This window comes from Kitasatospora sp. NBC_00070, from assembly GCF_045041205.1.
Taxonomy (GTDB): domain Bacteria; phylum Actinomycetota; class Actinomycetes; order Streptomycetales; family Streptomycetaceae; genus Kitasatospora.
Window position 1 is genome coordinate 2,726,738 of record NZ_CP108247.1, and the last position, 20,645, is coordinate 2,747,382.

The 20,645-nt window shown below is 74.0% G+C and carries 15 protein-coding genes; 5 read left to right on the plus strand and 10 right to left on the minus strand.

What is annotated here, in order from left to right:
* Positions 1 to 7 precede the first annotated feature (7 nt).
* The gene (locus OHV05_RS12445; RefSeq protein ID WP_405017729.1) at positions 8 to 1,516 is read left to right on the plus strand and encodes a peptide MFS transporter; all 1,509 of its coding nucleotides are present in this window, start codon (positions 8 to 10) and stop codon (positions 1,514 to 1,516) included.
* Positions 1,517 to 1,574: 58 nt separating this feature from the next.
* Here OHV05_RS12445 and hutI read toward each other — a convergent pair whose 3' ends face one another.
* The 7 genes from hutI to OHV05_RS12480 all read right to left on the minus strand — a co-directional run bounded on the left by hutI (position 1,575) and on the right by OHV05_RS12480 (position 10,748).
* Entirely contained in the window at positions 1,575 to 2,726 is a 1,152-nt protein-coding gene (hutI, locus tag OHV05_RS12450) for an imidazolonepropionase (RefSeq protein ID WP_405017730.1), read from the minus strand.
* Positions 2,727 to 2,937: 211 nt separating this feature from the next.
* Positions 2,938 to 4,287 carry a formimidoylglutamate deiminase gene (locus tag OHV05_RS12455; protein WP_405017731.1) on the minus strand — a complete coding sequence of 450 codons (1,350 nt, stop codon included), beginning with the start codon at positions 4,285 to 4,287 and terminating at the stop codon, positions 2,938 to 2,940.
* The gene (locus OHV05_RS12460; protein ID WP_405021447.1) at positions 4,278 to 5,462 is read right to left on the minus strand and encodes an allantoate amidohydrolase; all 1,185 of its coding nucleotides are present in this window, start codon (positions 5,460 to 5,462) and stop codon (positions 4,278 to 4,280) included. Before OHV05_RS12460 ends, OHV05_RS12455 begins: the two co-directional genes overlap by 10 nt.
* A gap of 11 nt (positions 5,463 to 5,473) precedes the next feature.
* On the minus strand, positions 5,474 to 7,144 hold the full coding sequence (gene hutU, locus OHV05_RS12465) for a urocanate hydratase (protein ID WP_405017732.1): 1,671 nt from the start codon (positions 7,142 to 7,144) through the stop codon (positions 5,474 to 5,476).
* Between the two features lie 102 nt (positions 7,145 to 7,246).
* The gene (locus OHV05_RS12470; RefSeq protein WP_405017733.1) at positions 7,247 to 7,579 is read right to left on the minus strand and encodes a hypothetical protein; all 333 of its coding nucleotides are present in this window, start codon (positions 7,577 to 7,579) and stop codon (positions 7,247 to 7,249) included.
* A gap of 94 nt (positions 7,580 to 7,673) precedes the next feature.
* The gene (gene fdhD, locus OHV05_RS12475) at positions 7,674 to 8,489 is read right to left on the minus strand and encodes a formate dehydrogenase accessory sulfurtransferase FdhD (protein ID WP_405017734.1); all 816 of its coding nucleotides are present in this window, start codon (positions 8,487 to 8,489) and stop codon (positions 7,674 to 7,676) included.
* A gap of 42 nt (positions 8,490 to 8,531) precedes the next feature.
* Entirely contained in the window at positions 8,532 to 10,748 is a 2,217-nt protein-coding gene (locus tag OHV05_RS12480; protein ID WP_405017735.1) for an MMPL family transporter, read from the minus strand.
* Between the two features lie 251 nt (positions 10,749 to 10,999).
* Between OHV05_RS12480 and OHV05_RS12485 the strand changes: the two genes are divergently transcribed.
* The 3 genes from OHV05_RS12485 to hutH all read left to right on the plus strand — a co-directional run bounded on the left by OHV05_RS12485 (position 11,000) and on the right by hutH (position 14,546).
* Positions 11,000 to 12,178, plus strand: coding sequence for a sensor histidine kinase (locus OHV05_RS12485; protein ID WP_405017736.1), 1,179 nt, complete (start codon positions 11,000 to 11,002; stop codon positions 12,176 to 12,178).
* Positions 12,175 to 12,855, plus strand: a complete 681-nt coding sequence (locus OHV05_RS12490; protein ID WP_405017737.1) for a response regulator — start codon at positions 12,175 to 12,177, stop codon at positions 12,853 to 12,855. The genes OHV05_RS12485 and OHV05_RS12490 overlap by 4 nt, the downstream gene beginning before the upstream one ends.
* Before the next feature lie 116 nt (positions 12,856 to 12,971).
* Positions 12,972 to 14,546, plus strand: a complete 1,575-nt coding sequence (hutH, locus tag OHV05_RS12495) for a histidine ammonia-lyase (RefSeq protein ID WP_403040605.1) — start codon at positions 12,972 to 12,974, stop codon at positions 14,544 to 14,546.
* Positions 14,547 to 14,576: 30 nt separating this feature from the next.
* Here hutH and OHV05_RS12500 read toward each other — a convergent pair whose 3' ends face one another.
* Complete coding sequence (locus OHV05_RS12500; protein ID WP_405017738.1) at positions 14,577 to 14,975, minus strand: hypothetical protein; 399 nt, start codon at positions 14,973 to 14,975, stop codon at positions 14,577 to 14,579.
* A gap of 192 nt (positions 14,976 to 15,167) precedes the next feature.
* Here OHV05_RS12500 and OHV05_RS12505 point away from each other — a divergent pair, with 192 nt between their 5' ends.
* Entirely contained in the window at positions 15,168 to 16,037 is an 870-nt protein-coding gene (locus tag OHV05_RS12505) for a MurR/RpiR family transcriptional regulator (protein ID WP_403040603.1), read from the plus strand.
* 168 nt (positions 16,038 to 16,205) lie between these two features.
* Here the strand turns inward: OHV05_RS12505 and OHV05_RS12510 are convergent, their stop codons facing one another.
* Both OHV05_RS12510 and OHV05_RS12515 read right to left on the minus strand, forming a co-directional pair.
* Positions 16,206 to 17,444: a cytochrome P450 gene (locus OHV05_RS12510; protein ID WP_405017739.1), complete on the minus strand. Its 1,239-nt coding sequence runs from the start codon at positions 17,442 to 17,444 to the stop codon at positions 16,206 to 16,208.
* Positions 17,437 to 20,487, minus strand: a complete 3,051-nt coding sequence (locus tag OHV05_RS12515; protein WP_405017740.1) for a non-ribosomal peptide synthetase — start codon at positions 20,485 to 20,487, stop codon at positions 17,437 to 17,439. Before OHV05_RS12515 ends, OHV05_RS12510 begins: the two co-directional genes overlap by 8 nt.
* Between the last annotated feature and the right edge of the window lie 158 nt (positions 20,488 to 20,645).

Sequence of the window (20,645 nt, forward strand, 5' to 3'; positions counted from 1 at the left end):
CCCACTCATGGCGTCAACAACTCTGGACGTCGGCACCGCGCCGAACCCGACCAGCAGCGGCCAGACCTTCCTCGGACACCCCCGCGGACTCGCCACCCTCTTCATGACGGAGATGTGGGAGCGGTTCAGCTTCTACGGGATGCGCGCCCTGCTGGTGCTCTACATGGCCGCGGGCGTCTCCGAGGGCGGGCTCGGCATGCAGGTCGCCACGGCCGGCGCCGTCTACAGCGTCTACAACGCCATGGTGTACCTGCTCGCCCTGCCGGGCGGCTGGATCGCCGACCGCTTCCTCGGCGCCCGGAAGACGGTCGCGATCGGCGGCGGCGTCATCATGCTCGGCCACTTCGCGCTGGCCCTGCCGCCCCAGGCGACCTTCTTCGCCGGGCTCGGCCTGATCGCGATCGGCTCCGGCCTGCTCAAAGCCAACATCTCCACCATGGTCGGCCACCTCTACGACGGCCCGAACGACCCCCGCCGCGACGGTGGCTTCACCATCTTCTACATGGGCATCAACCTCGGTGCCTTCGTCGCCCCGCTGGTGATCGGCACGGTCGGCGAGAAGGTCGACTGGCACCTGGGCTTCGCGCTGGCCGGGGTCGGCATGGCGATCGGCCTGCTCCAGTACCTGCTCGGCAGCCGCCACCTGAGCGAGCGCAGCAGCGTGGTGAGCGCGCCGATGAGCGCCGACGAGAAGCGGAGCATGCTCCGCAAGGTCGCCCTCTGGCTGGCCGCCGCCGTGGTCTGCTACGCCGCCGTCGCGCTCAGCGGCCGGCTGAGCCTCGGCTGGGTGATCTGGCCGCTCTCGGTGGCCGGCATCGTGATCCCGGTGGTCTACTTCGCCCGGCTGCGCCGGGACAAGGACCTGACCCCGGACGAGAAGTCCAAGATGAGCGGGTACGCCTGGTTCTTCGTGGCGGCCGCCGTGTTCTGGATGATCTACGACCAGTCCGGCTCGACGCTGAACCTGTTCGCCAAGAACAGCACCGACCTCTCGGTGCTCGGGTTCAGCTTCCCGAGCAGCTGGTTCCAGTCGCTCAACCCGCTCTACATCATGGCGCTGGCACCGGTCTTCGCCTGGCTGTGGATCTGGCTGGACCGGCGCCGGCAGAACCCGTCCACCACGGTGAAGTTCGCCTTCGGCCTGCTGATGATCGGCGGTTCGTTCCTGGTGATGATGCTGGCGATGGCCGCGGCCTCCGGTGGCACCAAGGTCACCCCGCTCTGGCTGGCGCTGGTCTACTTCGTCCAGACCGTCGGCGAGCTGACCCTGTCCCCGGTCGGACTCTCCGTCACCACCAAGCTGGCGCCGGCCAAGTACGCCAGCCAGATGATGGGCATCTGGTTCCTCGCCGTCACGGCGGGCGACTGCACCGCCTCGATCATCCAGCTGCTGGTCGGCGACTCCACCGGCAGCACCTGGTACTTCGCCTCGCAGGGCCTGCTGGCCGTGCTCGCCGGGGTGGCCCTGCTGATGTACCGGAAGAAGGTCGTCAGGCTGATGGGCGACGTGCACTGACACCACGTACGGCGGGCCGGTACCCCTCTGGGAGGGGTACCGGCCCGCTGACGTGTGCTCAGACCTTGCGGACGCCGCCCTGCCAGACGGCGGCGGTCAGCGGGACGCCCGGACGGTAGGCCAGGTGGACGGCCGACGGCGCGTCCAGCAGCAGCAGGTCGGCCCGGGCGCCGGGCGCCACCACGCCGACGTCGGTCCGGCGCAGCGCGTGGGCGCCACCGGCGGTGGCGGCGTACACCGCCTCGTCCGGGGTCATGCCCATCTCGCGGACCGCGACCGCGATGCAGAACGCCATCGAACTGGTGAAGCTGGAACCCGGGTTGCAGTCGGTGGAGAGCGCGACGGTGACGCCCGCGTCCAGCAGCCGACGGGCGTCCGGGTACTTCGCCCGGGTGGAGAACTCCGCGCCGGGGAGCAGGGTGGCCACGGTGTCGCCACCCGCCAGCGCGTCCACGTCGGCGTCGGTCAGATGGGTGCAGTGGTCGGCCGAGGCCGCGCCCAGCTCGACCGCGAGCTGCACGCCCGGGCCGTGGTGCAGCTGGTTGGCGTGCACCCGGGGGATCAGCCCGCGCTTGACCCCGGCGGTCAGCACGGCCCGGGCCTGGTCACCGTCGAAGGCGCCCTGCTCGCAGAACACGTCCACCCAACGGGCGTACGGGGCACAGGCGTCCAGCATCTCGCCGGTCACCAGGTCGACGTACGCCGCCGGGTCGTCCTTGAACTCCGGGGCGACCACATGGGCACCGAGGTAGGTGGTCTCGGGGGTGTGCGCGGCGGCGATCCGCAGGGCGCGCGCCTCGTCCTCGGTGGTCAGGCCGTAGCCCGACTTGCACTCGATGGTGGTGGTGCCCTGGCGGAGCGCCTCGCCGATGAAGCGGGTGAGGTTGGCCTCCAGCTCGGCGTCGGTGGCGGCGCGGGTGGCGGCGACCGTGGTCCGGATACCGCCCGCGCTGTAGGACTGGCCGCTCATCCGGGCGTTGAACTCGGCGGTGCGGTCGCCGGCGAAGACCAGGTGGGCGTGCGAGTCGACGAAGCCGGGGATCATCGCCCGGCCCTCGGCGTCGAACCGGTGGTCGGTGTCCGGGGCGGCGGCGGCGGCGCCGACCCAGGCGATCCGGTCTCCGTCGATCACCACGGCGGCGGCGGTGCGGGTGCCGAGGGCGGGGTCGTTGGTGACCAGGGAACCGAGGTTGGTGATGAGCGTGCTCACGGAGCGGGCCTTTCTACGGTCAGGGGCTCGGGGAACTGCGAGGAGATCTGGCGTGCGGGTCAAAATGCAAAGTGCCTGACCCGGTACGTACGTTGAACGCTCCTGAGGTCGGCGCCGCCGTTCCCCGGGCCCCCGGTGGTGCATGGCTGAGCCCCGTACGAAAAGTGTGTGCCCGAGAGGATCAGCCCCGCTCGGGCACACGCGTCGCAGTCTAGGACCGGAGGGCGGCGATTGTCGTGCTCAGGGCGGCTGCGACGTCGGGGACGAGTTGGTGGACGCCGTCCTTGACGATGTGTCGGCCGCCGACCACCAGGTGGCGGACGTCGGCTGCGGAGGCGGCGAAGACCGCCGTCTCGGCGCCGAGGGCCGGCGGGGGGCCGGCGGTGCGGACCGAGTCGAGCGCGAGCACGGTGAAGTCGGCCAGGGCGCCGGCCTCGATCCGGCCCGCGTCGGGCCAGCCGAGGGAGGCGTGGCCGTCCTGACCGCCCGCGCGGAGCAGGGCGTTCGCCGTCCAGTGGCCCCGGGTCCGGGTGTGCAGGCGTTCGTCCAGCTCCAGTGCCCTGGCCTCCTCGAACGGGTCGATCACCGCGTGGCTGTCGCTGCCCAGGGTGATCGGGCAGCCGGCACCGGCCAGCCGCCGGGCCGGGCCGATGCCGTCCGCCAGGTCGCGTTCGGTGGTGGGGCACATGCAGATGTTGGTCGAGGAGTCCGCGAGCAGCCGGATGTCCTCGTCCGTCAGGTGGGTGGCGTGCACGGCGGAGGTGCGCGGGCCGAGCACCCCGTGGTCGGCGAGCAGCCTGGTGGGGGTGACGCCGTGGGCGGCGAGGCAGGCGTCGTTCTCGGCGGTCTGCTCGGAGAGGTGGACGTGCAGTGGGGCGCCCGCCTCGGTGGCCCACTGCGCGACGGTGCCCAACTGCCCGGCGGGGACCGCCCGGACGGAGTGCACGGCGGCGCCGATCCGGGCGTGCTCGGTGGCCTCGAGGCCGCTGACCCGCTCCGCCCAGGCGTCCGAGTCACCGTCGCTGAACCGGAGTTGGGGCGTGGTCGGCTCCGCGCCGAAGCCGGACGAGAGGTAGCAGGTGTCCAGCAGGGTGATCCGGATGCCGGCCCGGGCCGCCGCCTCGATCAGGGCGTGGCCCATCGCGTTGGGGTCGGCGTACCGGCCGCCGCCGGGGGCGTGGTGCAGGTAGTGGAACTCGCCCACGCTGGTGATCCCGGCGAGCGCCATCTCGGCGTAGACGGCGGTGGCCAGCGCCAGGTAGCTGTCCGGGTCCAGCACACCGGCGAACCGGTACATGGTGTCCCGCCAGGTCCAGAAGGTGCCGGAGCCGACCTGGACGCTGCCCCGGAGCGCCCGGTGGAAGGCGTGCGAGTGGGCGTTCGCCTGGCCGGGCAGCAGCAGTCCGGCCAGCCGGGTCGCGCCGGGCGGGCAGGGCCCGCTGTCCGGCGCGACCCGGGTGATCCGGCCGTCCGCGACCGTGATCAGCACGTCCCGCTCGACCACCGGGCCGTTGGCGTGCGGCAGCCAGGCGTGCTCGGCCCAGTAGGTGGTCACTGACACGCCAGATCCTCCAGGACGTCGGCGAGCGCGGTCACACCGGCCAGGCAGTCGGCCTGCTCGGCGTACTCGGCCGGGGAGTGCGAGACCCCGCTCGGGTTACGTACGAACAGCATCGCGGTCGGAACGGCCGAGGCCAGGATCCCGGCGTCGTGTCCCGCGCCGGTCGGCAGCACCGGTACGCCGCCGAGCCGCTTGGCCAGCCGGTCGCGGAGCGGGCCGTCGAAGTCGACCACCGGGGTGTACGACTCGCGGGTCAGTTCGACCCGGACGCCGTCCCGCTCGCCACGCCGGAGCGCCGACTCCCGGATCCGCTCGACCAGTTCGGTCAGCACGGTCTCGTCGGCCGCCCGGGAGTCCAGCCAGCCCCGGATCAGCGACGCGATCGCGTTGGTGCCGTTCGGCTCCACCGCGACCTTGCCGAAGGTGGCCAGCGCGCCCGCCAGTTCGGCCTGCTGCCGGGCCGACAGGACGGTGTCGGCGAAGGTCAGCATCGGGTCCCGGCGGTCCTCGATCCGGGTGGTCCCGGCGTGGTTGGCCTCGCCGTGGAAGTCGAACCGCCACCGGCCGTGCGGCCAGATCGCGCTGGCCACGCCGATCGGCTGACCCTCCGTCAGGTACCGGCCCTGCTCGACGTGCAGCTCGACGAAGGCCCCGATCCGGCCCAGCCGGTCGTGGTCCGCGCCGATCGCGGCCGGGTCGTACCCCGCCCGCTCCATCGCGTCGGGCAGCCGGACGCCGTCGGCGTCGCGCAGCTCGTACGCCTGCTCGCGGCCGAGCACCCCGGCACTGAGCCGGGAGCCGATGCAGGCCACCCCGAACCGGGCGCCCTCCTCGTCACCGAAGTTGACGATCGCCAGCGGGCGGGTGAACTCCGTTCCACGGGACCGGAGTTCGTCCAGGGCGGCGAAGGAGGACACCACGCCGAGCGGGCCGTCGAAGGCGCCGCCGTCCGGCACCGAGTCCAGGTGCGAACCGGTGACGATCGCGCCCTCGCCGGTCGGATCGCCGAGCCAGGCCCACTGGTTGCCGTTCCGGTCCAGCTCGTACGTCAGGCCGCGACCACGGGCCTGCTGCTCGAACCAGGCGCGGCACTCGGCGTCGGCCGAGTTCCAGGCGTGCCGGCGGTAGCCCCCGGAGGCGGCGGAGCGGCCCACGGGGAGCAGCTCCGCCCACATCTCTTCGAAGGTCACAGCTCACCCATGGGGATGCGGACACCACGCTCGTCGGCGACCTCGACCGCCCGGTCGTACCCGGCGTCCACGTGCCGGATGACGCCCATGCCGGGGTCGTTGGTGAGCACCCGGCGGATCTTCTCGCCCGCCAGCGCGGTGCCGTCGGCGACCGTGACCTGGCCGGCGTGGATCGAGCGGCCGATGCCGACGCCGCCGCCGTGGTGGATGGAGACCCAGGAGGCGCCGGAGGCGACGTTGACCATGGCGTTCAGCAGCGGCCAGTCGGCGATCGCGTCGGAGCCGTCCAGCATCGCCTCGGTCTCCCGGTACGGGGAGGCCACCGAGCCGCAGTCCAGGTGGTCGCGGCCGATCACGATCGGGGCGGACAGCTCGCCGGAGGCGACCATGTCGTTGAAGCGCTCACCGGCCTTGTCGCGCTCGCCGTAGCCGAGCCAGCAGATCCGCGCCGGGAGGCCCTGGAAGTGCACCTTCTCCTGGGCCATCTTGATCCAGCGGTGCAGCGACTCGTTCTCCGGGAAGAGGTCGAGCACGGCCTTGTCGGTCTTGTAGATGTCCTGCGGGTCACCGGACAGCGCGGCCCAGCGGAACGGGCCCTTGCCCTCGCAGAACAGCGGCCGGATGTACGCCGGCACGAAACCGGGGAAGTCGAACGCGCGCTCGTAGCCCGCGAGCTTGGCCTCGCCACGGATCGAGTTGCCGTAGTCGAAGACCTCGGCGCCACGGTCCTGGAAGCCGACCATCGCCTCGACGTGCCTGGCCATCGACTCGCGCGAGCGCCGGGTGAACTCGGCCGGCTCGGCCGCCGCGTAGGCCGCCATGTCGTCGAAGTCGACGCCGATCGGCAGGTAGGCCAGCGGGTCGTGCGCGCTGGTCTGGTCGGTGACGATGTCGATCGGCGCGTCCATCGCGAGCAGCTGCGGGAACAGCTCGGCCGCGTTGCCGAGCAGGCCGATCGAGAGCGGCTGCTTCTTGTCCCGGGCGGCGGTGGCCAGCTCCAGCGCGTGGTCGAGGTTCTTGGCCTCCACGTCCAGGTAGCGGTGCTCGATCCGGCGGGCGATCCGGGACGGGTCGCAGTCGATACAGATCGCCACGCCGCCGTTCATGGTGACGGCCAGCGGCTGGGCGCCGCCCATGCCGCCGAGACCGGCGGTGAGGGTGATGGTGCCTTCGAGGGTGTCGTTGAACTTCTTCGCGGCCACCGCGCCGAAGGTCTCGTACGTGCCCTGCAGGATGCCCTGGGTGCCGATGTAGATCCAGGAGCCGGCCGTCATCTGGCCGTACATGGTGAGCCCGAGGTTCTCCAGCCGGCGGAACTCCTCCCAGTTGGCCCAGTCGCCGACCAGGTTGGAGTTGGCGATCAGCACCCGGGGCGCCCACTCGTGGGTCTGCATCACGCCGACCGGGCGGCCGGACTGGACCAGCATGGTCTCGTCCTGCTTGAGGGTCTGCAGGGTGCGCACCATCGCGTCGTACGAGCGCCAGTCCCGGGCCGCCTTGCCGGTGCCGCCGTAGACCACCAGCTTGGACGGGTGCTCGGCCACCTCCGGGTCGAGGTTGTTCATGAGCATCCGCAGCGCGGCCTCCTGCTGCCAGCCCTGCGTCGTCAGCTGCGTCCCACGCGCCGCACGCACCTCGCGCGGACCACTGCCCTGCTGCTGCACCATGCTCACGGTCTCCTTGCGGATGGATTCATTCAGAGTCGGTTCGACTGAATATATCCAATCATCCGAACGGCGGCCAGAGGCAGCTCCGGGCTTTCGTACTGTTCAGGCCGCCGCGTCCCCGCCGTCCCAGCTGATGCCGATGTCGGCGAGCCAGGCGCGGTCCTGCGCGTCCGGGGGCTCCGGGGCGACCGGTCTCGGCGGGCGGGGGATCTCCTGGATCGGGCCCAGGCCGTACTTCTCGGCGGCGGCCGAGGCGGCCGGGTCGGGCTGGATCACGCCGACGTGCACGGCGGTCTCGTCGCCCTCCTCCAGGATCGTGAGGTCGGGATGGGGCGGTTGGCGGAGAGCGATCCGGCGGCCGCAGGTGGGGCAGGACCACTCGTCGGCGCCCGAGGCGAGCCGGCCGACCAGTTTCATCTCGTGGATCACACGCATGGCTGGGCAACCCCCGTCCGGCCCTGGCCACCAGGGCCCACTGAGGGGATGCCCGCTCACGGACAGTCAACAACCAGGCGTGACCGAGCTGTTGTCAGACCAGTCGCTCGGCACCGGTGTAGACGTTGGCGCCCTCGCCGCGCAGGAAGCCCACCAGGGTCAGCCCGAGCTCCTCGGCCAGGTCCACCGCCAGCGAGGACGGCGCCGAGACGGCGGCCAGCACCGGGATGCCCGCCAGGGCCGCCTTCTGGGTCAGCTCGAACGAGGCCCGACCGCTCACCAGCAGCAGATGGCCGACCAGCGGCAGCCGCCCCTCCCGGAGCGCCCAGCCCACCACCTTGTCCACCGCGTTGTGCCGCCCGACGTCCTCCCGGGCGCAGAGCAGCTCGCCCTCGGCCGTGAACAGTCCGGCCGCGTGCAGGCCGCCGGTCGAGTCGAACGCCTTCTGCGCGGCCCGGAGCCGGTCCGGCAGCCCGTACAGCACCTGCGGCCGGACCGGCACCCGGTCCGCCGCGAGCGACCAGTGGACGTGGGTGCGGACCGCCTCCACGGTGTCCCGGCCGCACAGGCCGCAGGCGCTGGTGGTCAGCAGGTTCCGATGGGTGGTCAGCGCGGGCCGGCCACCGCGCAGGGTGGCGTCCACCACGTTGTAGGTGTTCAGCCCGTCCGCGTCCGTCCCGGCGCAGTACCGCAGCGCGGCCAGCTCGGCCGCCGTGTGCAGCATCCCCTCGCCCACCAGGAAGCCGGCCACCAGGTCGAAGTCGTGCCCGGGGGTGCGCATGGTGACGGTCAGCGGCTCGCCGCCGACCCGGATCTCCAGCGGCTCCTCCCCCGCCAGCACGTCCGCCCGCTCGGCCCGCTCGTCCCCGCGCAGCCGCACCACCCGCCGCCGTATCGTCGCCCGAGCCATCCCCGTACCCCTTTCCCGGCCGACCGGCCACCGCCTGCCAGGCTACGACGGCCCCGGGCCGCCCCTGACCACGGCCGGTTCCGGGTGCCGGGCGGGCACGGTCTCCGGGTGCCGCACGTGCGGCCGCGGGCGCAGCGGCCACCAGAGGGCCCGGCCGAGCAGCGCCGCCAGCGCGGGGACCACCACCAGCGAGAGGACCAGTGCGGAGAGCATGATCCCGAGCGCCATCGCGAAGGCGACCTGTTCGCTGCCCGGGGTGGTGGCGAGGGTGGCGAAGGAGCCGGCCAGCACCAGCCCGGCGGTCGCGACGGCCGGTGCGGTGTGCCGGACCGCGCGGGCCACGGCGGCCCGGGCCGAGCCGGGGCGCCGCATCTCTTCCCGGATCCGGTCGGTGATCAGGATGTTGTAGTCGGTGCCCAGCGCCACCACGAACAGGAACAGCACCAGCGGCAGGGTGAAACTGACGCCGGGTCGGCCCAGGCCGTGCTGGAACAGCAGGGTGGCGGCGCCCAGGGTGGCGGCGAAGCCGAGCCCGACCGCGAGCATCAGGACCACCGGCGCGAGCAGGCTGCGCAGGAGCAGCAGCAGGATCAGCCCGATCAGCGCGGCCGCGACCGGGAACACGATCGTGAGGTCGTGGTCCACCGCGGTCGAGACGTCCGCGAGGATCGCCGCCGTACCACCCACGTGGGCCGCCGTCCCGGCCGGCGTGTGCCGGGCGACCGTGTCCCGGACCGGTCCTGACGCCAGGTCACGGGCCTGCCGGCTCTGCGGGTCGGCGGTCGGGTAGAGGTCGATCCGGGCGGCCCGGTGGTCCTGGTTCAGCACGGTCGGTGCGACCTGGCCGATCCCGTCGACCCCGGCCAGGGCGCGGGAGAGGCCGTCGAGCCGGGCGGTGTCGAGGGTGCCGCCGTCGGTGGCGGTGAGGTAGACGCTGGTCGGGTCCGACACCCCGGCGGGCAGGGCGCGGGAGATCTCGGCGGCGGTGGCCACCGCGGGCGTCCGCTCCTCGGGGCCGCCCCGGCCGTAGTCCATCCGGATGCCGACCAGCCCGGCGGCCAGCGCGGCGAGCAGGGCGACGGAGAGCGCCAGCATCGCCAGCGGGCGACGGGTGACCAGGTCGCCGAACCGGGCGGCCCGGCCGGCCGGCGGCTCGTGGCGCCAGGTCTTGGAGGGCCAGAACATCTTCCGCCCGGCGGCCGCGAGCAGCGCCGGCATCAGGGTGAGGCTGCCGAGCAGCATCACCAGGACCGCGACCGCGATCGCCGGGCCCAGCGAGCGGAACTGCCCGAAGGTCGCCAGACCCAGCGTGGCGAACGCGGCCACGATGGTCAGCGCCGCCGAGGTGATCGCGGTGCCCACCCGGCCGGAGACCTGGGCGGCCGCCTCGCGGGCGGGCTGCCCGGGCCGGGCGCGCAGCTGCTCGCGGAACCGGAACAGCAGGAAGAGCAGGTAGTCGATGCCGATGCCGAGCAGCACCACGTTGATCAGCCCCGGGGTGCTCGGGTCGAGCATCCGCCCGGTCAGCAGCGCGACACCCGCGACGGCACCCGCCGCCACGCCGCCGATCAGGGCGACCGCGAGCAGCGGCAGGACGGCCGCCAGCACGCTGCGGAAGACCAGCACGTTGAGCAGCACGATCAGCACCGTGACCAGGATGCCGCCGACCTTGGCCGCGGTCTCGTGGGCGTCGGTGCTGTCGACCAGGTCGGCCAGTCCGCCGGTGAAGCCGGTCCGCAGCCCGGCTTCGGCGAACTGGGTCCGGGCGGTGTCCCGGAAGGTCCGGTAGACGTCCTGCACCCCCTGGTCGGCGGGGTTGCCGGTGAGTTGGACGGAGAGCAGTTCGAAGCTCCGGTCGGGCGCCGTCATCGCCGGGGCGATCCGGGGCGTCTGGGAGCTGTCCGGCAGCAGGAACGCCGGGGTGTCGTCCTTCCGGGGCATCACCACCCGGCGCTCGCCCAGCTTCGCGGCCTCGGCCTCGACCCGCTGCTGGTCGGCGGCACCGAGCGGCCTGCCGTCGGCCCGGGCGACCAGCACCGTCACGGTGGTGGCGTCGGGGTCCACCCCGAACCGCTCCTCGGCGATCCGCAGCGCGGCGGCCGAGTCGTAGCCCGGGGGCAGGAAGTCCCCGGTCTGGTGCTGGGTGACCCGGGCCAGCATGGTCGGGGCCAGCGCGGTCAGGGCGAGGCCGAGCACCGCCCAGAGGACGATCACCCGCCATGGGTTCCTGGTCGAGTATCCGGTCAGGGCGCGGATCACGGTGTCCTCCGGCGGACGCACTTGGGAGCGGGTCGGCCGGGTCCTCCCGGCCGGTCTCCAGACCATCAGCCGGAGGGGTGCCCGGGCGTCGGGGCAGCGGATGATCCGGACCGGGGCCCTGGGTCCTCCCCCGGGCCCTGACCAGGACCCTGGTCCTGGTCAGGGCCCGGTCCACCGTCGGTACTGCCGCCGCGAACGCTGTGCGAGGCTGTCCGGGAGGGCCGGGAGGCCGGACACAGGGGAGAACAGACATGCCCAGCACCGGGCCGGCGGACAGCCGGGAGCCGCTGCCCACCGGCGGCGACGAGCCGCCGTGGTCCCGCAACGACGCGTTGGTGACCGCCGCGGCCTGTGTGCTGAACCTGCTCAGCTACGTGTTCTTCACCGACTTCGGCGGCCGGCAGCCGGTGAGCGTGCCCGGGTTCCTGCTGGTCGCGCTGGGCGCCGTACCGCTGCTGGCCCGGCGCCGCCACCCGGTGGCGGCGCTGGCCGCCGTCCTGGTGCTGGACGCGACGGCCGCGCTGACCCTCCCGCTGCCCAGCCACTTCGGCGCCGTCCTGATCGTCGCCCTGTACTCGGTCGCCCGGGCCCGCCCGCTCCCGGTGACGGCGGTCGCGGGCCTCGCGACCGCGGCGGTGACGGTGCTGAGCCAGCGCGGCGGCGGGAGCACGCCCTGGCAGGAGTCCCTGGTGGGCCCGCCGATGTCCGTCCTGATCGTGGTCGGCGCCGCGCTGGTGGTGAACCGCTGGCAGCGCGAGGGGGCGGCCAACCGCAGGCTGCTCGCCGACCGGGCGGTGGCCGAGGAACGTCGGCGGATCGCCAGGGAGTTGCACGACATCGTGGCCCACCACATCACCACCATGCAGCTGATGGCCGGCGGCGCCCGGGCCAATCTGGGCAACCCCGAGGTGGTCCGGGACGCCCTGGTCACCCTGGAGGGTTCGGGGCGGCTGGCGCTCCGCGAGATGCGTCAACTCCTGGACGTCCTGCGGGCCGACGACGAGCCGGAGACCGCACCGGCGCTGCCCCAGCCCGGCATCGGGGACCTGGATCGGCTGGTCGGCGAGTCCCGGCTGGCCGGGCTGCCGACCGAGCTCGGCGTGTACGGGCCGCCGCGGCCGCTGCCGCCGACCGTGGGTCTGACGGTGTTCCGGATCGCCCAGGAGGCGCTCACCAACGCCCGCAAGTACGCGGGGCCCGCCCGCGCCTCGGTCCGGCTGACGTACGGTCAGGACCGGGTGCTCGTCGAGGTACGGGACGACGGCGTGGGCGCGTCCCCGCAGGCGGGCCCGGGCGGCTACGGGCTGATCGGCATGCGCGAGCGGGTCGCCCTGCACGGCGGCACGCTGACCGTCGGCCCCCGGCCCGAGGGCGGCTTCGGCGTCCTGGCCGAGCTGCCGCTGGACCAGGACGAGGTGGCCGTCCGATGACGGCCACCGGGCCGATCCGGGTGCTGATCGCGGACGACCAGCCGCTGGTCCGGCGCGGTCTGTCGCTGATCCTCTCCCCCGACCCGGCCTTCGAGGTGGTGGGCGAGGCGGGAGACGGCGCCGAGGCCGTCGAACTGGCCGCCCGGCTGCGCCCCGACGTGGTGGTGATGGACATCCGGATGCCCGTGCTGGACGGGGTCGCCGCCACCGGACGACTCGCCGCCGAGGTGCCCGACTGCCGGGTGCTGGCCCTCAGCACCTTCGACCTGGACGAGTACGTGGTGGGCGCGCTGCGGGCCGGCGCCCACGGCTTCCTGCCCAAGGACAGCTCCCCGGAGGACCTGGGCGCGGCGATCCGCACCGTGCACGCCGGCGAGGCCGTGGTCGCCCCGCGCCTGCTCACCCGGCTGATCGCCACCTACGTACGGGCCCCGCACGATGCCCGGCCGGCCCCGACCGGCCCGGCCGATCTCACACCCCGCGAAGTCGAGGTCTGGCGCCTGATGGCCACCGGCCTCGACAACTCCGGGATCTCCGGCGCCCTGGACCTCAGCGTCTCCACGGTCAAGAACCACATCACCGCGCTGTTCGCCAAGCTCGGGGTCAGGGACCGCGCCCAGGCGGTCATCGCGGCCTACGAGTCCGGCCTGGTCACCGCCCGCTCGGCCGGGGACTAGAACAGCGCGCCGTCCGCCGAGGCGTGCCGCCGCGTTCGTACCGGCGCGCGTTCGCCCAGGTGTCCGCACCCTAGTTGTCATATCTTCATTCACCTGGTGTGATGATGTATATGGATATGCACAGTGCTGTGGACCCCGACGCTCCGCTGGTCCTGGTCGGCAAGGCCGACGTCAGTGCGGAGGACGTGATCGCCGTCGCGCGCGGCAACTCCCGGGTCGAGATCGGCCCCGACGCGCTCGCCGAGATGGCGACCGCCCGCGCCAGGATCGACGCGCTGGCCGCCGAGCCGCGCCCGGTGTACGGCATCTCGACCGGCTTCGGGGCGCTCGCCGTCCGGCACATCAGCCCCGAACTGCGGGCCCAGCTCCAGCGCTCGCTGGTGCGCTCGCACGCCGCCGGCATGGGCCCGGTGGTGGAGCGCGAGGTGGTCCGCGCGCTGATCTTCCTGCGGATGAAGACGCTGGCCTCCGGCCGCACCGGGGTCCGCCCGCTGGTCGCGCAGACCATGGCCGCCCTGCTGAACGCCGGGATCACCCCGGTGGTCCGGGAGTTCGGCTCGCTCGGCTGCTCCGGCGACCTGGCGCCGCTGTCGCACTGCGCGCTCGCGCTGATGGGCGAGGGCACCGCGTTCGGCCCGGACGGCGTCGAGCGGGACGCCGGCGAGCTGCTCGCCGAGGCCGGCATCGAGCCGATCGAGCTGCTGGAGAAGGAGGGCCTGGCCCTCATCAACGGCACCGACGGCATGCTCGGCATGCTGGTGATGGCGCTGGCCGACCTGGCCCGCCTGTTCACCACCGCCGACATCACCGCCGCGATGTCGCTGGAGGCACTGCTCGGCACCGACAAGGTGCTCGCCCCCGAGCTGCACGGCCCGATCCGCCCGCACCCGGGCCAGGCGCTGTCCGCCGCCAACATGCTCGCCGTGCTCAAGGGCTCCGCCCTGACGGGCCATCACCAGGACGACGCGCCCCGGGTCCAGGACGCGTACTCGATCCGCTGCGCCCCGCAGGTGGCCGGCGCCGGCCGGGACACCCTGGCGCACGCCGCGCTGGTCGCTTCCCGCGAGCTGGCCGCCTCGGTCGACAACCCGGTGGTGCTGCCGGACGGCCGGGTCGAGTCGAACGGCAACTTCCACGGCGCCCCGGTCGCGTACGTGCTGGACTTCCTGGCCATCGCCGCCGCCGACCTGGGCTCGATCTCCGAGCGCCGCACCGACCGGCTGCTGGACAAGGCCCGCTCGCACGGCCTGCCGGCCTTCCTGGCCGACGACCCGGGCGTGGACTCCGGCCTGATGATCGCCCAGTACACCCAGGCCGCCCTGGTCAGCGAGAACAAGCGGCTCGCCGTCCCCGCTTCGGTGGACTCGATCCCGTCCTCCGCGATGCAGGAGGACCACGTCTCGATGGGCTGGTCCGCCGCCCGCAAGCTGCGTCAGTCGGTGGAGAACCTCGGCCGCATCCTGGCCGTCGAACTGACCGCCTCGGCCCGCGCGCTGGAGATCCGGCTCGACAACGGCAGCGGCCCGCTGGCCCCCGCCACCGCCGCCGCGCTGGCCACCGCCCGCGCCGCCGGGGTCGGCGGCGCCGGGCGCGACCGCTTCCTCTCGCCCGACCTGGAGGCCGCCGCCGCGCTGGTCGCCACCGGCGAGCTGGTCACCGCGGTCGAGCAGGTCACCGGCCCGCTGGCGTAGTACCGCACCCCGGGCCGGGGTGACTGGGTCTCAGTTCCAGTCGCTCCGGCCCGGCCGGGCGTTGCGCTGCTCGGCGCGGGCCCCGACCGCCGCCGCGACGTTGACGCCGACGATGCCCGCCCAGCAGACGATCATCCCGGTCAGGTTGGCCCCGGCGGCGATCCCGGTCAGCGGGATGGCCAGCACCAGGGAGACCACCGGCAGCCGCCCGGCGGAGGACCAGCCGCCCCGGCCGCCGCGCCGCCCGTCGCCCACCCCGTGCTGGGCGAGCCCGTCGGCCACCCGCTGGTCGACCTGCGCGTCGATCCGTGCGTCCAACCGGGTCAGGAAGGAGTCGACGATCTCCGCCTCGTACTCCTTGCCCAGCTCCTTGCGGGTCTGCAGGGCCGCATCGAGGTCCTGCTTCAGGTCGTCCTGGCGACTGTTCATACCGGCCATCCTGTCGTCCCGGCCACCACGGGGTCCACTTGGGGTCCACGGTTTCCGGGACGGTTCAGGGGTAAATCAGGGTCACCCTGAGAGCGATCCGCTCATCCCACTGTTCGATACCTCGTTGCCCGCATCGCGGGACTGCTGCACAGTCGTCCCGAGCACCGCCCGACCTGCCCGGAGGAAGCGCTGATGACCGCCACGGACGACACCGGTACGGTCGGCCCCTCCGCCCGGCTGCTCCAGCTCTTCGAGGGCCACCGGCTCACCCCGACCCAGCGCCGGATCGCGCACTCCCTGGTCAAGCACGCCGCCGAGGCCCCGTTCCTGTCCAGCGTCGAGGTGGCCGAACTGGCGGGGGTCAGCCAGCCCTCGGTCACCCGGTTCGCGGTCGCCCTCGGCTTCGACGGCTACCCCGCCCTGCGCAAGCAGCTCCGCGAGCTCGGCGCGGGCGAGCCGACCGCCCCCGAGTCGCACGCGGACGTGGTCCGCAACGAGCACCAGCAGGCCGTGCTCGCCGAGATCGCCCACCTGCGCCACCTCGCCGAGCTGCTCGCCGACCCCGAGCCGATCGTCCGGGCCGCCCGGCTGCTGGCCGCCTCCCGGCCGCTGCCCGTGCTCGGGCTGCGGGCCGCCTCCGCACAGGCCCGGGGCTTCGCGTACTTCGCCGGCAAGGTGCACCCCGACGTCCGGCTGCTCGACGAGGGCGGCTCGATGCTGGCCGACCGGCTGGAGCAGGCGGTCGCCGCCGGGGCCTCGGCCCTGCTCTGCTTCGCGCTGCCGCGCTACCCCAAGGAGCTGATGGAGGCTCTGACGGTCGCCCGGGACTGCGGGTTGACCGTGCTGACGGTGGCCGACAGCGCCTTCGCCCCCGTGGCCAAGCTCTCCGACCTGCTGCTGCCGGCCGCCGTCGGCACCGGGCTGGTCTTCGACACCGCCTGCGCGCCGATGATGCTCGGGCGGGTGCTGCTGCAGACCATGTGCGACTTCATCCCCGGGGCCGAGGCCCGGCTGGAGTCGATCGAGCAGTCCGCCGCCGCCCGCGGGCTCTTCCTCGAGTGACACCCGCCGGTGCCGTGCCCGGCAGGGGCTGCCCCGTCGCGTCGTTCAGTGCGTGCTCTCGGCGGGCCGGACGAAGGCCACGCGTAGCGGACCTGCTCGGACCTTCGCCCGGTGCAGCGAGAGCACGCACCGAACGACGCGACAGGGTGAACCTTGCCGGGCACGGCGCTAGGCGGCCGCCACCAGGGCCACCGGCAGGGTGTCGTAGGCGGCCACGAAGTTGGAGGCCCGCCGGGCCGGCTCGCCCAGCAGGGTGATGGTGTCCACCCGGGCCAGCAGCGCCTCCAGCACCAGCCGCAGTTGGCTGCGGGCCAGCGCGGCCCCCAGGCAGAAGTGCCGTCCGCTGGTGAAGGAGAGGTGCGGGTTGACCGCCCGGTCGACCCGGAACTCGTCCGGGTCGGGGAACACCTCCTGGTCGCGGTTGGCCGACGGCAGCCAGAGGCAGACCAGCTCGCCGGGCTCCAGCGAAGTGCCGCCCAGCCGGGTCGGGCGCAGCACCGTCCGGGTCAGGTGCAGCGGGGGCGTGGTCCAGCGCAGCACCTCCTCGATCGCCCGGTCCACGTGCTCGGGGTGGCGGCGCAGCCACTGCCACTGCTCGGGGTGGGCGGCGAACGCGGCCAGGCCGGCGGCGGTGGCGTTCTTGGTGGTCTCGTTGCCGCCGATCGCCAGGTTGAGGCAGTTCAGCAGCACCTCCTCCCGGGTCAGCCGGTCACCGTCCAGCTCGGCGTCCAGCAGCCGGCGGATCAGCCCGTCCTCGGCCAGCTCGGCATGGTCGAGCAACCCGGCCAGGTGGACCAGCAGCTGACCGTTGGCGGTCGCGGTGGACCGCCGACGGACCGTCAGGTCACCGACCCCGGGGTCGTGGCCGCCGAGCGAGCCGCAGACCGCCCGGCTCGCCCGGTCGGCCAGGACGGCCCACTCCCGCTCGGGCAGGCCGAGCAGCAGCCCGGCCCCGGCGGACGGCACCCGGGCGGCGACCGCACCGACGAAGTCCGTCTCGCCGTCCCGGACCGCCCGCTCCACCCAGTGCTCGACCCGGTCCCGGAGCAGGCCGTCCATGGTGCGGGTGGCCGACCGGGTCAGCCCGCTGCTGACCAGCCGGCGCAGCCGCTGGTGGCGCGGCGGGTCGGTGAGCTCGATCATCCGCCCGGCGGCCGGGTCGGGTTCACCGAGCGAGGTGTCCAGCGTCATGCCCCACTCGGAGCTGTAGCCGGCGGAGTCCCGGAGCACGGCGTCGATGTCGCGGTAGCGGGTCACCGAGTGGAACGCCGGGGCACCGGCCCGCTCCTGGCGGGGCAGCCGGCCCGCCCGGCGCTGCTCGGCCCAGAGCCGGTACGGCGGTTCGGGCAGGAAGGCCCGGGGGTCGGAGAGATCGGACACCGGCTGCCCGTCGGGGAGTTCAGACACCGACGGCCTCCTCGGCGAGCGGGGCCGGCAGGAACCCGGAGGCGTGGAAGTAGTCCAGGTAGCGGTCCAGCAGCGCGGCGTCGACCGGCGGGCAGACCAGACCGCTGCCCGCCAGGTCCCGTTCGATCCCGGACCGGTCGAGCCGGGGCGAGTACCGGGTACCGGCAAGCTCCTCGACGGTCATGCCGCCCCCGGCGGCCTCGGTGGTGAACAGCGGGGCGAACGGCGCGAACGGGTGGTCCGGCCGGTCCGCGAGGTGGTCCAACAGGGCGTCCACCCAGGCGTGGTAGCCGATGGTGCGGACCGGGTGCCCGTACGCGCGCAGCCGCTCCACCAGGTCGCCGAGCATCGCCTCGCGCGGGTTGGTCAGGTGGTAGGTCTGCCCCACGGCCGGCCGACGGGTCGCCAGGTGGACCACCGCCCCGGCCGCGAAGTCGACCGGCACCAGGTTGAGCGGCAGGTCCAGCTCCGGGGCCAGCCGCAGCTCGACGATCACCTTGAAGAACTCGCAGAGCGCGGCGGCGCTGTTCCAGGTGTGCCCGGTGGTGTCCCCGGACAGCTCGTACGGGCGGTGCACCACGGCGGGCAGCCCGGCCCGGGCGGCGCCCCGGACCAGCTCCTCGGCCACCCACTTGCTCTCCGTGTAGCCCATCGACAGCAGTTCGACGTGGTCGAGCGGGGTGGTCTCGGAGACCTCCCGGACGCCCGCCGCCCCCATCCCGTGCACCACCGCGACGGTGGAGACGTGGTGCAGCGGGACGGCCCGGGCGGCCGCCAGCCGGATGATCTCCTGGGTGCCGTGCACGTTGGCGGCCCGCAGTTTCTCGTACGGGTAGAGGAAGTTGACCTCGGCCCCGCAGTGGTGGATCACGTCGGCGCCGCCGGCCTGGTAGTCCCACTCCAGCTCGCTCAGGCCGAGCCCCGGCTTGGCCAGGTCGCCGAGCACCGGGCGGACCCGGTGGGCGGGCAGCGGCCGGTCGATGCCGTACCGGAGCTGGGCCTCGGCGAGGCGGTGGTGGGCGTGGTCGGTGTCGCGGGCCCGGACCAGGGCGTGCACGTCCGCGTCCGTCCGGTCGAGCAGTTCGCGCAGCAGGTAGGCGCCGAAGAAGCCGGTGGCGCCGGTGAGGAAGACGTGGTGCGGGGTGCGCCAGCCCGGCCGGGGCGCGGCGGTGCCGATCCGGGGCCGGTCCCAGCTCAGGTCGGGCCGCCAGCGGTCGGCCGGGGCGGGCGGCGGCTCGGCGGCGGCGGTGCGGACCAGCTCCGCCACGGCCGCGCCGAAGGCCCCGAGCACCGGTTCGCCGAGCAGTTCGGTGACCAGCTGGTAGTTGTGCAGGTCGCTGATGCCCAGCTCCTGCTGCACCCGGGCCACCAGTTGGACGGCCAGCAGCGAGCTGCCGCCGGCCGCGAAGAAGTCCTCCGCCGGTTCGGCCCTGGCTGCGGGCAGCACCGCGGCCCAGATCCGGGCCACGGTCCCGGCCACCGACTCGGCCCCGGACCCCGGCCGGCCCGGCTCGGCGGCCCGGGCCGGCTCGGGCAGCGCGGCCCGGTCCACCTTGCCGTTCGGGGCCAGCGGCAGCCGGTCCAGCACCGTGACGGTGGCCGGGACCATGAAGGCGGGCAGCCGCTCGGCCAGGTGGGCCCGCAACTCCGTTGCGGTGGGCGCCGATCCGGGGCGGACGGCGACGTAGGCGGCCAGCTGCCGGGTGGTGCCGTCGGCGCGGGCCAGCAGCGCGGCGTCGGTGACGTCGGGGTGGGCGGTCAGCGCCCGGCGGACCTCCTCCGGTTCGATCCGGAAGCCGCGCACCTTGACCTGGTCGTCCCTGCGGCCCCGGAACTCCAGCCCGCCGTCCGCCCGGCGGACCACGAAGTCCCCGGTGCGGTAGAACAGTTGGGGCACCCCGTCGAGCACCAGGGTGCGGAACCGGCGGGCGCTCTCCTCGGGGTTGTTCAGGTAGCCGGTGGCGATACCGCCGCCACCGAGGTGGAGCTCGCCCTCCTCGCCCACCTCGGCCGGGCCGCCGTCCGCGCGCAGGACCCGGCAGACGGTGTCGGCGATCGGCCGGCCGATCGGCACCCCGGTCGCCTCCGCCGGTACCTCGGTGACCAGTTGGGCGGTGGCCACGCAGGCCGCCTCGGTCGGCCCGTAGGCGTTCACCAGGTGCTGCGGGCGCCCGAGCCGGAGCACCCGCCGGGCGGCGTCCGCCCGCAGGGCCTCGCCGCCGGTCAGGACGTAGCGCAGCCCGGCGAAGGTCTCCGGCCGCTCCTCGGCGATCCGGTGGAAGATGCTGGTGGTGAGGAACAGCGCGGTGATCCCCCGCTCCCGCACCACCCGGTGCAACTCCGGTGCGGACAGCAGCACTTCGGAGGGCACCGGCACCAGGCAGGCACCGTTCAGCAGGGTCGGCCAGAACTCCAGCACCGAGGCGTCGAAGGAGAGCGTCGCGGCGTGCAGCACCCGGTCCGCCGGCTCGGGGGCGAAGAAGCCGTTGGCCACCGAGAGCCGGGCCACCCCGCGCTGCGGCACCGCCACCGCCTTGGGTCGGCCGGTGGTGCCGGAGGTGAACATCACGTACGCCGCCGCCTCCGGGCCCGGCAGCTCGAACGGTCCGTCACCCGCCGCCTCGCCCGCCGCCAGCACCTCCCGGTAGCGCAGCACCGGCACCGCCGCGCCGGCCAGCCGCCCGGCCTCCGGCAGCCGGACCACCGCCACCGCACCGGCGTCGGCCAGCATGCCGTGCAGCCGCTCGGGCGGCAGCGCGGCGTCCAGCGGCAGGTAGCTCGCCCCGGCGTACGCCACGCCGAGCAGCGCCGCACAGGACTCGGGCCCGCGCTGCCCCAGCACCCCGACCACCGCACCCCGGCCCACCCCGGCGGCCGCCAGGCCGCGGGCGAACCGCTCGGCCAGCGCGCCGAGTTCGGCGTACGTGTACCGCAGCTCGGGCCCCTCGACCGCACACCGCTCCGGCTGTCTGCGCACCTGCACCGCGAACAGCTCGGCCAGTGACCGGCCGTACGGCTCCGTCTCCGCTGCCACCGTCGTCATCGAGTCGCTCCCCTCCGCCACCATGCCCCGGACGCCGGGAGCGTAGGGCGGGGCGGACGGGCCTGACGATCCGTCGGCCACCTGCGGTGCGCGGGGAGAAGCGCAGGTCGGACGGGGTACCCGGACCGGGGAGCGGAGCCGCACTCTGCCAGGTCGGC

What these genes read in the sequence shown, in the direction of transcription:
- OHV05_RS12445 (WP_405017729.1), top strand. Translation starts at nt 8, where the DNA reads ATGGCGTCAACAACTCTGGACGTCGGCACCGCGCCGAACCCGACCAGC.
- OHV05_RS12460 (WP_405021447.1), bottom strand. Translation starts at nt 5,462, where the DNA reads ATGTGGGCGGAGCTGCTCCCCGTGGGCCGCTCCGCCGCCTCCGGGGGC.
- hutU (WP_405017732.1), bottom strand. Translation starts at nt 7,144, where the DNA reads ATGGTGCAGCAGCAGGGCAGTGGTCCGCGCGAGGTGCGTGCGGCGCGT.
- OHV05_RS12470 (WP_405017733.1), bottom strand. Translation starts at nt 7,579, where the DNA reads ATGCGTGTGATCCACGAGATGAAACTGGTCGGCCGGCTCGCCTCGGGC.
- fdhD (WP_405017734.1), bottom strand. Translation starts at nt 8,489, where the DNA reads ATGGCTCGGGCGACGATACGGCGGCGGGTGGTGCGGCTGCGCGGGGAC.
- OHV05_RS12485 (WP_405017736.1), top strand. Translation starts at nt 11,000, where the DNA reads ATGCCCAGCACCGGGCCGGCGGACAGCCGGGAGCCGCTGCCCACCGGC.
- OHV05_RS12490 (WP_405017737.1), top strand. Translation starts at nt 12,175, where the DNA reads ATGACGGCCACCGGGCCGATCCGGGTGCTGATCGCGGACGACCAGCCG.
- hutH (WP_403040605.1), top strand. Translation starts at nt 12,972, where the DNA reads ATGCACAGTGCTGTGGACCCCGACGCTCCGCTGGTCCTGGTCGGCAAG.
- OHV05_RS12500 (WP_405017738.1), bottom strand. Translation starts at nt 14,975, where the DNA reads ATGAACAGTCGCCAGGACGACCTGAAGCAGGACCTCGATGCGGCCCTG.
- OHV05_RS12505 (WP_403040603.1), top strand. Translation starts at nt 15,168, where the DNA reads ATGACCGCCACGGACGACACCGGTACGGTCGGCCCCTCCGCCCGGCTG.
- OHV05_RS12515 (WP_405017740.1), bottom strand. Translation starts at nt 20,487, where the DNA reads ATGACGACGGTGGCAGCGGAGACGGAGCCGTACGGCCGGTCACTGGCC.